Below are 12,109 nucleotides of genomic sequence, written 5' to 3' on the forward strand. Positions count from 1 at the left end.
TCACTAAACTGTTTTTTTTGACCTTCTAATTTTTTTGCTTTGCTATTACACGATTATTCCAGGTATTGATGGCATTATTATGTCTATCGGAATCAGATCCAATAGAATGAGGAAAAATATGCCGTAAGCTATTTTTTTGTGGACGACTGTGTATAAAATTTAACTGTTAAATAATTGCTTATAATGATGAAACTTAAATGCTTTTTTACGCTTTCCTTTTTGTTTCTTTTTTGTGCTCCAGCGGCCAGGCAGATAATAAGATTAAAGTGACCGGAACCATTTCTGATTCCAGCGGTGCTGCATTAGCGGGCGTTTCCGTTTCAATAAAAAATAACATCGCCTCAGGAACCCAAACTAATACTGATGGACAATACATCCTTGAAGCTCCTAGAGGCTCCGTGTTAGTGTATTCTTTTGTAGGGTACGGAGATGAAGAAAGAACCGTTGATGTTACAGACTCGGCATTAGTTATTAACGTTGTTTTATTTTCTAAAGGAGCCGAAATGGACGAAGTTGTAACGGTTGCGTATGGAACGCAGAAAAAAGAGAACTAGTCGGCTCTGTAGTTTCAGTAAATGTAGATGAACTCAAACAAACACCTACAAGTAATCTTACTACAGCTTTGGCCGGACGTGTAGCTGGCTTGATTGCTTATCAGCGAAGCGGCGAACCAGGGCAGGATAATGCCGACTTCTTTATACGCGGTGTAACAACGTTTGGATATAAGCAAGATCCCTTAATACTTATTGATGGAATAGAATTAACAACAACGGACCTTGCCCGGTTACGACCAGACGACATCGCAAGTTTTTCCATTATGAAAGATGCCGCATCAACATCACTTTACGGGGCTCGGGGTGCCAATGGTGTGATATTAGTTACAACGAAACAGGGTAAAGTTGGTTCAGCAAAAATTGGTGGTAACTACGAAGTATCTGTTTCGCAACCGACAGAAAATATTCAGCTTGCTAGTCCGGTAGATTATATGAAACTCTACAACGAAGCCGTATATACCAGAAATCCACTTGGAGATCCCACCATTTACAACGACGATAAAATTGCAAATACTGAAGCTGGTGGAAATCCATTTGTCTATCCAGCCAACGACTGGCTGAATATGCTCTTCAAGAAGCAGACTACAAACCAACGTGCAAATCTGAATGTAAGCGGTGGCGGTACTGTAGCCCGTTATTATGTGTCTTCTTTTACTCAGGATAACGGAATATTGAAAGTAGATAAGCTTAACAACTTCAATAATAACATCAACTTAAAGAGTTATACACTACGATCAAATGTTGATGTGAATATTACAAAAAGCACTGTGTTGTTTGTTAAGCTTGCAGGTAATTTTGATGATTATAATGGTCCTATTGACGGAGGAACTGCTGTTTATGAAGATATTATGCATTCTAACCCGGTTCGCTTTCCGGCATATTATGATGCACCACCTGAGTTGTCTTTTCTAAAACATACACTCTTTGGTAATTATCTGGCCGATCTTGAGGATAATAATTTTTATAATAATCCTTATGCTGATATGGTAAAGGGTTACAAAGATCAGTCGCGCTCGTTTATGCAGGCTTCAATGGAACTAAAGCAAAACTTAAACTTTATTGCCCCCGGACTTAATTTTAGAATATTAGGAAATGTCAACCGCACGTCGAATTTTAGTGTGTCAAGACAATTTCGACCATTTTGGTATCAAACAAGCGGCTACGATAGAGAAACAGATACTTATCAGTTGATATCTCTTAATCCTGAAACAGGTACAGAATATCTCGATTATGTTCAGGGGCCTAGAGATTTGGCAGCTTCGTTCTATATGGAATCAGCACTTAACTACAATACTAAATTGGGAAGTAAGCATAATCTGGGGCAAATGTTGATATATGTTTTAAGAAATAGGATTGAACAGAATGACCAGAATACAACGTTACAACAGTCGCTGCCATTTAGAAACCTGGGCTTATCCGGACGAACAACATACAATTATGATAACACCTACTTTTTCGAGTTTAATTTCGGATATAACGGTGCAGAGAGATTTCATAAAGATCAAAGATTTGGCTTTTTCCCATCTGTTGGGGTAGCATGGCAGGTATCCAATGAAAATTTTATGGAGGGAGTAGCTAAAACCATTAGTGCGCTAAAACTACGTGGTACGTATGGTTTGGTTGGAAATGATGCAATTGGTGCACCTGGGGATCGATTTTTTTATCTCTCGGAGACTAATCCTAACAGTACCGACAGGGGTGCAGTATTTGGTGAAAATAACTTGTATTCTCGACCGGGGTATGATGTTTCGCGCTACTCAAACGCAGCCATTACATGGGAAAAGTCTTATCAGATGAATTTAGGACTTGAGATCGGATTATTTAATAAACTAAATTTTATTGGCGAATACTATACTATCGACAAACAAAATATTTTGATGACACGCCCTGACATTGCGACCATGGGACTTTCGGCTGAGGTTAGAGCCAATGTAGGTAGGGCTAAAAGCAGTGGTGTTGATCTCTCTTTAGACTACACCGAAAATTTTGGCAAACATTTTTGGGCATCTGGAAGAGCCAATTTTACTTATGCCAGAAGTCGATTTATTGATTATGAAGAACCGGATTATGTTGAGGAATACCGGTCCAGAGTTGGTTATTCAATTGGCCAACAGTGGGGGTATATCGCTGAACGTCTCTTTGTTGATGATTACGAAGCTGCAAACTCACCAGTGCAAAGTTTTGGAGGTGTATATGGCGGTGGTGATATCAAATATTTAGACGTTAATCGCGACGGGCAAATCACACAAGCTGACCAGGTGCCGATCGGATTTCCTACAACTCCTGAGATTGTATATGGTTTTGGTTTTTCGGTAGGTTGGAAGGGGCTTGATCTGTCTGCCTTTTTCCAGGGACTAGCTCAGGAGTCTTTTTGGATTAATACGCAGGCATATAACTCGACAAATAATAAAGGCTCCACCTTGCCCTTTGTTTCGGAAGGAGCCTTATTACAAGCGTATGCTAACGATCATTGGTCGGATGCCAATCAAAATGTTTACGCCCTTTGGCCCCGGCTAAGCGCAACAGTAATACCAAATAACGCGCAACGAAATACCTGGTTTATGCGTGACGGTGCATTTTTGCGACTAAAGCAAATGGAAGTCGGTTTTGCTATTCCTGAAAGATTGCTTACTAAATATCATTGTTCCAATTTAAGATTCTACATAAACGGTTCTAACCTTCTTACCTTTTCAAAGTTTAAACTATGGGATATAGAACAGGCTGGAAATGCTTTTAACTATCCTATACAACGTGTATTTAACGTCGGTTTTAGAATAAACTTTGAGTAAACTAATTTTTAAGAGAAACTTTTAATAATGATAAAGCTTAAATATCTAATAGCGTTGAGTATGTTGACAATAGTTAGCGCATCGTGCAAAAAATTTCTGGATATAATTCCGGACAATATAGCTACCATAGAAAACGCCTTTGCTTTAAGAAAAGAAGCGGAAAAGTATTTATTTACATGTTATTCCTATCTGCCTGCGAGCGGAAACGTAGGAAATAATCCTGGCTTGTCTGCCGGAGATGAGCTCCACCTTGTTTATCCGCTTAGTACCTCTAATGGATATGAAATTGCAAGGGGAAATCAAAATGTAACGGATCCTTATTTGAATTACTGGGAAGGAAGGTTGGGAGGAAAGGACTTATATGGTGGAATAAGGGACTGTAATATTTTCCTGGAAAACGTTGGAAGAGTACCTGACCTTTCGATAGAGGAACGAAACCGTTGGATTGCAGAGGTAAAGTTTTTAAAAGCCTATTACCATTTTTATTTATTAAGAATGTATGGTCCAATCCCGATTATTAAAGAAAATTTACCTGTAGATGGAGACCCCCAGTTAGCTAAAGTGTATAGAGACCCGGTAGATACGTGTTTTAATTATATTGTACAGTTGATTGATGAAGCAAAAAATGACTTACCACTCATTATCTCAGATCCTGTAAATGAATTGGGGCGTATAACACAGCCGATTGCTTATACATTAAAAGCAAGAGTTTTAGTTACTGCGGCTAGTCCGTTATTCAACGGTAATACGGATTACACTAATTTAAAAGATAATAGAGGGACGGTCTTGTTCAATACTACATTTGATCCTGTAAAATGGAAAACAGCAGAAACGGCATGCAAGGAGGCCGTTGATATTTGCCATTCTATCGATATGAAACTTTATGAATTTGAACCGACGCGTAATGAAGAAGGTTTCTCAGATACAACCAAATTGCAATTAAATATTCGTAATTCTGTAAATGCGCGATGGAACTCAGAAATCATTTGGGGAAATACGAATAGTACAACAACTACATTACAGCAACAATCTATTCCACGCGGTCTGGATCCCGCCCGTCGAGACGATAATACTCAAACCTCAGGGCGTTATGGAATTCCACTAAAACTTGTAGAACTCTTTTATAGTCAAAATGGAGTTCCTATAAACGAGGATAAAACATGGAATTATAATAACCGTTATAACTTGCGCGCTGGTACAAGTTCTGAAAAATTTTACATAAGTAATAATTACGTAACCTCGGCAATTAATTTTGATCGGGAACCCCGATTTTATGCAAGCCTGGCCTTTGATGGTGGTGTGTGGCTGGGACAGGGAAAGCCAGAATCATCTCCATTGGTTTTGCAATCTAAATACGGACAATCTGCCGCTGGTGTATTCGCTAACATTATTTCTGTAACGGGATACTATCCTAAAAAATACGTGCATTATGAAGATGTAATAAGTGCTAGCAATGTACTTTCTATTCAAAATTATCCGTGGCCCGAAATGCGCTTGTCTGATCTTTATTTATTATATGCAGAAGCTATAAATGAAAACCAGGGCCCTGTTGAAGAGGCGTTAACTTATCTTAACCTAATAAGAGAAAGGGCCGGAATTCCTTCTGTTCAGGAAGCCTGGAGCCAGCATTCGACAAATCCATCGGCTTATACCACAAAGATTGGTTTGCGTGATATTATTCATCGGGAAAGAACAATAGAGTTGGCTTTAGAAGGGTCAAGATATTGGGATCTTAAGCGTTGGAAAACCGCGATCACGGAGTTAAATAAGCCAATAACAGGCTGGACTTTGCCTCAGTCATCTGCTCAGGGGTATTATCAAATTCAGAATGTGTTTATACAAAGATTTACTAATAAAGATTATTTCTGGCCGATAAGAAGTTCGGCAATTGAAATCAACCGAAACCTGGTACAAAACCTGGGCTGGTAAATTAGTTTGCATACTATAAATCATTACATCATGAGCAAGCATAAAAATATATACGCAATAGCATTGTTGCTTTTTATAATAGCAGGAGGATTTTTTTGTAAGAGACAGGATATGTTGACTTATACAAACGACAATGCCCCAGCTCCTACAATGGTAACTAATATTAAAACAGGAGGAATGCCAGGAGGAGCATTTATTACATACTCTGTTCCGAGTGATTACAACTTGTTGTATGTAAAAGCCGAATATGAAATTCGCCCAGGTGTAAAGCAGGAAACTAAAGTATCATACTTTAAAGACTCTTTGTTTGTTGAAGGTTTTGGTGACACTCAACCCAGGCAAATAACAATTAAATCTATAGGGAGAAATGGAAAAGAGTCTGATCCGCAGATTGTGGATGTCACGCCGCTTCAGCCTCCATTGTTAACTACTTTTGAAGAGCTTACATTAAAAGAGACTTTTGGAGGTGCCGCAATTAAGTTCAAAAACCTCTCAAGAGCTAATCTGGCATTTGTTGTTTTAGCAGACTCAACGGGAAATGGTGCATGGTACACAGTAAATACTTTTTATAGTAAAGCTGATTCGGGTGCGTATGCTGTCAGAGGATTTGATCCTGTTACTACTAAGTTTGCAGTATATATAAGGGATAGGTGGAATAATAAATCGGATACCCTTTTAAGGAATTTTATTCCTTTGGCTGAGGTTCAAATAGATAAGTCAAAATTCCAAGAACTCAGTTTGCCAAATGATAATGCCGGCCCACATACTTTTGGAGGCGCTACAAGATATATGCGTTTTTTATGGGATAACGGCACCCAGATATTTCATACTGCTCCAAGCCAAGGCATTCCGGCCTCTTTTACTTTTGATATGGGGGAACCTGTAGTATTAAGTCGATTTAAGTTTTTTCATAGAGAAGGTGTTGCTAATGCTTACAATTCAGGCGATCCAAAAGTGTTCGAATTCTGGGGTAGTAATAACCCTTCTTTAGATGGCAACTGGGCGAGCTGGGATTCGATCGGGAGATTCAATTCGTTTAAACCATCAGGGTTGCCATTGGGGCAGGCCTCTGCGGAAGATCTGAAGTTTGCAGTTGAGGATGGGGAAGACTTTGATATGCCCATCGGTATACCTCCGTATCGTTATCTGCGGGTCAAAATATTAGAAATATGGGGCGGCGTATCCTACTTCTACATTAGAGAATATACCTTTTGGGGAGCGCCGAGTGAATAAGGGGGCAATATTTTATGCTTTAGTTTTTTATAATAATAAATAACATTTATGAATGCTCTAAAGAGTGGAAAGCAAAATAACTGTTTAAATTTTGGTGGTATTCATTCGACAAAAAAATAAAAATGCAAAACATGAATAATTTAAGAAGTAGTGTTTTTTTGTTTAGCATCGGAATTGTTGTGTCAATTTTATCATGCAGTAAAATGGATGATAGCTACAAAAAATTCGTTGTACCTAATGGATTAACTTACATAGGAAAGGTAGAGAATCTTTATACCAATGCAGGAAACGAGCGCATAAAACTGAGTTGGGTTACCAAAGATCCCAAAGCTAAAATCGCGCGTATTTATTGGAATAATAAAGCTGATTCTGTTGATGTTCAGATCCAGACTTCAATGTCTACTGACACAACTTCGGTGATCATTAATAATCTGGCTGAAGGTACGTATGTGTTTCAGATATATACTTTAGATAACGAAAATAATAAATCCGTTTCTGTTGAGAGCATTGGTATTTCTTACGGGGTATTGTATGAAAGCCTCTTAAATAATAGGGTTATAACTAAAATTACCAAAACACAGGATACCGCATTTATTTCTGTACTTTCTATTGATTCAACTTCAATTGGTACAAGATTTTCTTATATGAATAAACAAAATATTCCATTCGATACGTTAGTTACAAGTATTGAAGAAAGAATTATTAAATTACCAAACATGAATAGTGATACGAGCTTTATATATAAAACATTATATAAGCCTAAAACTTCAATAGATACTTTTTACTCTGCACAAACATTATATCCCAAATAAAAAAATGATATATTGAATTCTTAGACATCTCTAAACTATAAAATCGATATTGTGCTAAGCATATATTATATGCTTTTAAGTTACAAAATAATCAAGCTATTTAATTTTAATGTAACATTGTACACTTGTATTATGAGTGTACTAATTGAAAGTAATGTGTCCCTAAAGTCACGCAATACCTTTGGTATTAGTGCGTATGCACAATATTTTACAGTTGCCGACTCGGTTGATGTCTTAAGAGAAGGGATGGCGTGGGCTTTAAAGCAAGACGCCAACGTACTTATTGTAGGCGGTGGCAGCAATATGCTTTTTACAAATGATGTGCAAGGGCTTGTAATACAAAATGGTTTAAAGGGTATTGAAAAAATAGCGGAAGATGAGGATTTTATTTATTTAAAAGTGGGCGCCGGGGTAGTCTGGCATCAGCTGGTGCTGTATTGTTTAGAGCATAATTATGCAGGCATCGAAAACCTGGCGTTGATTCCAGGTCTGGTTGGGGCATCACCTATGCAAAATATTGGTGCCTACGGCGTAGAAATTAAAGAGGTTTTTCATGAATTGACTACAGTTCACAGAAAAACATTAGAAGAGATTACTTTTTCAAATGCAGCATGTGAATTCGGGTATAGGGAAAGTGTTTTTAAGCATAAGTTCAAAAATCAGTTTGTAATAACAGATGTTACTTACAAACTTAGAAAAGAACCTCAGTATCATATTGAATATGGAGCTATAAAACAGGAACTTGAAAAAGCAAATGTTAACGAGTTGTCTATACAAGCCATTGCTAACGCGGTTATAGCTATACGTACGTCTAAACTCCCAGATCCCAAACAGATTGGAAATGCAGGAAGTTTTTTTAAAAATCCTTCTGTATCAAAAGAAAAGTTTCAAAATTTAAAAGAAGCGTTTCCGGAGATTGTTGCCTACGAAAATCCTGATCATACAATGAAGCTGGCTGCTGGCTGGCTTATTGAACAATGCGGGTTAAAGGGATATAGAAAAGGTGATGCCGGTGTACATGCCAAGCAGGCATTGGTTTTGGTGAATTATGGCGATGCCAGGGGTTCTGATATTTTAGAAGTCTGTAAGCTAGTCCAGGATGCGGTTTTGCAACGCTTCAGTGTTGAACTTCTTCCCGAAGTGAATATTCTATAACCTGAAAAGAGCTTGAAAACTCCTATCTTCGCGAACTATTTTTACAAAACTACAGTTGTTAACTTAAAATTCAAATGATGAAGAAAATTATCATGTTTAGCCTGCTTTCCATTTCAATGTATTCCGGGCTGAACGCACAAAGCGAAATCTATGGAAGAAAAGTAAGGTTTGGATTCAAAATCGATCCGGTATTTGCTAACTCTTTAACACCAGCCGAAAACGATATCGAGCGTACTGGCAGCGGCTTTGGTGTGAACTACGGATTGATGGCTGATATTATGTTCGCCGATGGTCGGGGTGCTTTTGCTACCGGACTTGAAGTAGCACATGGTTCTTCTGAATTGATGTACAATACATCTGATCGAGGTTTATACCGTGCAGACGCCGCTGGCGATGATCAGAACTACAAATTGAAGCTGCAGTATTTACAAATTCCAGTAAGTGTAAAATTAAGAACTAATGAAATGAATAATTTTCGTTTTTGGGGACAATTTGGTACTTATATGGGCGCTTTGTTAAGATCAAGGCTTGAATATTCACACGGATCTGCTTCTGGTGATAACGTAAATGTTATGAAAAATACGAATAAGGTAAACATGGGATTATTGATTGGTGCAGGCGGTGAGTATAAACTTGCTGAAAAAACCGATCTTTTCTTTGGGCTTGGTTTAGAAAATGGCTTTACAGACATCACGTCAAATAAAGATTGGAAGGACGGGAAAGTAGGCTTAAACAGATGGGCTATTAGATTAGGTGTATTCTTCTAAAAAAATTACTCAAATAAAAAAATAAACAGGGGCTTCAATCGAAGCCCCTGTTTTATTGGAGTTTGTTTATTGTTTCATAATAACACCACAACCAGAGCGAGGACCTGAATTGCCTGTTGGCTGAGTTTTATAATCATCAGTTCCACCATGTACAATTATTCCTTTACCAATAATGTTATTAGTTGCGCCGTCTGTAATACTCCATCTGTCAGTTGTAACTGATTTAGTAGCATGCCCACTATTATCTAATTGAATATTACCTATATCGCCCGAATGATACGCAGCAGAACCCCATTCACCATGATTCTCTTTAGTTGGGTTCCAGTGGCCATGTGTATTGTTCCCTTTATCGCCACAATCACCGTGTTCGTGAAAATGAACAGCTACATTGCTATCTGCTCTTGCCTTGTCATCAATTACAAGATCCATTCTAATTTGTGTGCTGTCCAGCTGGTAAAATTTAGCAGTACCTATTTGCTGTGTAGAATCTGCTGTTGACATAAGATTTGCTGTTGCAACTAAAGTACCTGTTGCTTCAGGTAAAGACATTGAATCTGTAACAACTGTTGCAGAATCTCCTCCTGTTGTCTCGTCACTGTTTGTAGATGCGCCTCCGCATGACGCCAGGGCTGTAATGGCAATCATACTACTTAATAATAAATGAGAACGTTTCATAATGCTTTTTTAAATTTTAATTAATGAGGTTTAGCGAATAAAAATATATAAAAGTTTACTTTTACCACTGTTGTATTATGGTAAAAATCAATAGCTATTCAAATTTATACAAACATTGAACCAATTTATGAGTGATATAAATAACCCATGGAAAATTGAAGGAAAGAAGGAGGTTTACGACAATCCCTGGATAAATGTAACGGAGTTCGACGTGATTAATCCTGGCGGCGGAAAAGGGATTTATGGAAAAGTACATTTTAAAAATGCAGCAATTGGTGTTATTGCTTTGGATGACGATAGGAACACCTACCTTGTAGGCCAGCATAGGTTTGTGCTAGATGCGTTTAGTTGGGAAATACCAGAAGGTGGTTGCCCGGAAGGAGAGGAGACTTATCTTGAGGCAGCGAAACGTGAACTTTTAGAAGAAGCCGGATTAATAGCCGAAGACTGGAATGTAATTGTAAGAAGCCATCTGTCTAATTCGGTAAGCGACGAATACAGTATCATTTTTTGGCCAGGAAATTAAAATATGGAATAGCATCTCCCGAAGAAACTGAGCAGGATTTAAGATCGAAAAAGATTACATTTAATGAAGCAATAGATATGATACGCGATGGAGTCATTACGGATGCTATTTCTATAATGGCCATACAAAAAGTGCAATTGATGATGTTGCTCAACGAATATTAATAATTACTATTTGGAAAAGACACAACAAATAACAGTACAGCCCAGTAACGATCGGCGTCTTAATATGGTGCGGCGGATAACACGTCTTATGGACGAGCAGTTTTCCATTGGCGGGTTCAAATTTGGATTAGATCCAATCCTAAATTTGATTCCCGTTGCAGGAGATATTAGCGGATACATCATATCCATTTCATTGATTATAACTATGGTAAAACACGGCGCATCTGGACGCCTTGCCGCTAAAATGCTTGTCAATGCTACACTTGATGCACTTATCGGAGCCATTCCCGTGTTAGGCTGGGTCTTCGATTTCACCTACAAGGCCAATACGCGCAACCTAAAATTATTATCAGAACATTATACCGAAGGTAAGCATCGCGGTAGCGCCCGGCCAGTCATTGTGGGGATAATTATTACAATGTTTATTGTTCTTGCGCTAATCGTTTATTTAATTATCAGCGTGCTGCAATGGACAGAAAGCGCTTTAGGTTGGTGATATTTTTATCGCCCCAGCAATAAACACCTGGCATCGAAATTGCGTCGCACACTTTTTTGTGGAACATACCTCAGCCTATATAAACGACGATGGCCAACCTTCGAGGTTTTTAAAATCTCGAAGGTTTTAAATCATCTGCAAAGCCCTTATCAACATTTTAACTTTTCAACTTCCCTCAACTTTTCCTTTCTTTGCTTTGTGAAAAATTTCAGATCGCCACAAAGGCCCAAAAAGAGTTCCTTAGTAATTGGTGCGGAACGTATTATCGAAGCACTAAAGTCTGGCAAAGGCCTGGACAGAATTTATATTGATACCAAATATGTAGGCAAAGATGCATCCGAATTAAAAATGCTTGCTACGCAATTTGGTGTACCGGTAAATTATGTTCCTCAACAAAAGCTCAATAGTTTTAATGTGGGCGAACATGGCGGTTGTATTGCACAAATAGCAAAAGTTCAATATCAAAATCTACAAGATGTTATTTCTTTTGTAGTAGAAAAAGGAGAGACTCCTTTATTTTTAATTTTAGATGGTATAACGGATATAAGAAATATCGGCGGTATCGCCCGAACAGCCTGGTGTTGCGGCGTTAATGCTATCATTATTCCAGATAAAGGTATCGGCGCTTTAAATGACGACGCTATTCTTACTTCTGCCGGTGCGCTCGAAAAAATACCTGTTTGCCGTGTCAATAGTTTGATGAAAGCCGTTGATGAACTGCATCTAAACGGGGTTTTGGTATTTGCATCTGAAATGACTGCTTCAAAAAAATATCCGATTGCGATTTTTCTGTTCCTGCTGCAATTGTGATGGGCAGTGAAGAAAAAGGTATTTATCCTGCTTTATTGAAAGTTTGTGATGAGCGCATTAGCATACCAATGAAGAATAATTTTGAAAGCCTTAATGTTTCTGTTGCAACGGGAATGATATTGTATGAAGTACTGCAACAGCGAGGGAATATTCTAAATTCTAAATTCTAAATTCTACATTTTACATTTCCCAATGGATT

12 protein-coding genes and 1 pseudogene are annotated in these 12,109 nt (G+C 38.1%); 12 read left to right on the forward strand and 1 reads right to left on the reverse strand.

Annotated features, from left to right (window positions below; all coding sequences use genetic code 11):
• Window positions 1–197 precede the first annotated feature (197 nt).
• The 7 genes and pseudogenes from MKP09_RS06445 to MKP09_RS06475 all read left to right on the forward strand — a co-directional run bounded on the left by MKP09_RS06445 (window position 198) and on the right by MKP09_RS06475 (window position 9,239).
• Entirely contained in the window at window positions 198–554 is a 357-nt protein-coding gene (locus MKP09_RS06445; protein ID WP_240826949.1) for a carboxypeptidase-like regulatory domain-containing protein, read from the forward strand.
• A 41-nt stretch (window positions 555–595) separates the two neighbouring features.
• Window positions 596–3,343, forward strand: a pseudogene (locus tag MKP09_RS06450) (SusC/RagA family TonB-linked outer membrane protein); the annotation flags it as partial.
• A 60-nt stretch (window positions 3,344–3,403) separates the two neighbouring features.
• Window positions 3,404–5,272: a RagB/SusD family nutrient uptake outer membrane protein gene (locus MKP09_RS06455; protein ID WP_240826950.1), complete on the forward strand. Its 1,869-nt coding sequence runs from the start codon at window positions 3,404–3,406 to the stop codon at window positions 5,270–5,272.
• A 30-nt stretch (window positions 5,273–5,302) separates the two neighbouring features.
• Window positions 5,303–6,505 carry a DUF5000 domain-containing lipoprotein gene (locus MKP09_RS06460; protein WP_240826951.1) on the forward strand — a complete coding sequence of 401 codons (1,203 nt, stop codon included), beginning with the start codon at window positions 5,303–5,305 and terminating at the stop codon, window positions 6,503–6,505.
• A gap of 131 nt (window positions 6,506–6,636) precedes the next feature.
• Window positions 6,637–7,317 carry a DUF4998 domain-containing protein gene (locus MKP09_RS06465; RefSeq protein WP_240826952.1) on the forward strand — a complete coding sequence of 227 codons (681 nt, stop codon included), beginning with the start codon at window positions 6,637–6,639 and terminating at the stop codon, window positions 7,315–7,317.
• Window positions 7,318–7,449: 132 nt separating this feature from the next.
• Window positions 7,450–8,472 (forward strand): UDP-N-acetylmuramate dehydrogenase, encoded by a 1,023-nt coding sequence (gene murB, locus MKP09_RS06470; RefSeq protein WP_240826953.1) that lies wholly within the window; start codon window positions 7,450–7,452, stop codon window positions 8,470–8,472.
• Window positions 8,473–8,546: 74 nt separating this feature from the next.
• Window positions 8,547–9,239, forward strand: a complete 693-nt coding sequence (locus MKP09_RS06475) for a porin family protein (RefSeq protein ID WP_240826954.1) — start codon at window positions 8,547–8,549, stop codon at window positions 9,237–9,239.
• A gap of 66 nt (window positions 9,240–9,305) precedes the next feature.
• Here MKP09_RS06475 and MKP09_RS06480 read toward each other — a convergent pair whose 3' ends face one another.
• Window positions 9,306–9,914: a superoxide dismutase family protein gene (locus MKP09_RS06480; protein WP_240826955.1), complete on the reverse strand. Its 609-nt coding sequence runs from the start codon at window positions 9,912–9,914 to the stop codon at window positions 9,306–9,308.
• Between the two features lie 127 nt (window positions 9,915–10,041).
• Here MKP09_RS06480 and MKP09_RS06485 point away from each other — a divergent pair, with 127 nt between their 5' ends.
• The 5 genes from MKP09_RS06485 to MKP09_RS25540 all read left to right on the forward strand — a co-directional run bounded on the left by MKP09_RS06485 (window position 10,042) and on the right by MKP09_RS25540 (window position 12,080).
• Window positions 10,042–10,440, forward strand: coding sequence for an NUDIX domain-containing protein (locus MKP09_RS06485; RefSeq protein ID WP_240826956.1), 399 nt, complete (start codon window positions 10,042–10,044; stop codon window positions 10,438–10,440).
• Entirely contained in the window at window positions 10,425–10,604 is a 180-nt protein-coding gene (locus MKP09_RS06490) for an NUDIX hydrolase (protein WP_240826957.1), read from the forward strand. Before MKP09_RS06485 ends, MKP09_RS06490 begins: the two co-directional genes overlap by 16 nt.
• Before the next feature lie 64 nt (window positions 10,605–10,668).
• Window positions 10,669–11,100, forward strand: coding sequence for a DUF4112 domain-containing protein (locus tag MKP09_RS06495; RefSeq protein ID WP_262915266.1), 432 nt, complete (start codon window positions 10,669–10,671; stop codon window positions 11,098–11,100).
• A gap of 198 nt (window positions 11,101–11,298) precedes the next feature.
• The gene (locus MKP09_RS06500; RefSeq protein ID WP_317235185.1) at window positions 11,299–11,910 is read left to right on the forward strand and encodes a TrmH family RNA methyltransferase; all 612 of its coding nucleotides are present in this window, start codon (window positions 11,299–11,301) and stop codon (window positions 11,908–11,910) included.
• Window positions 11,910–12,080, forward strand: a complete 171-nt coding sequence (locus MKP09_RS25540; protein ID WP_262915267.1) for a TrmH family RNA methyltransferase — start codon at window positions 11,910–11,912, stop codon at window positions 12,078–12,080. The genes MKP09_RS06500 and MKP09_RS25540 overlap by 1 nt, the downstream gene beginning before the upstream one ends.
• Window positions 12,081–12,109: the final 29 nt, after the last annotated feature.

This window comes from Paraniabella ginsengisoli (assembly GCF_022513635.1).
In the GTDB taxonomy this organism is placed as follows: domain Bacteria; phylum Bacteroidota; class Bacteroidia; order Chitinophagales; family Chitinophagaceae; genus Niabella; species Niabella ginsengisoli.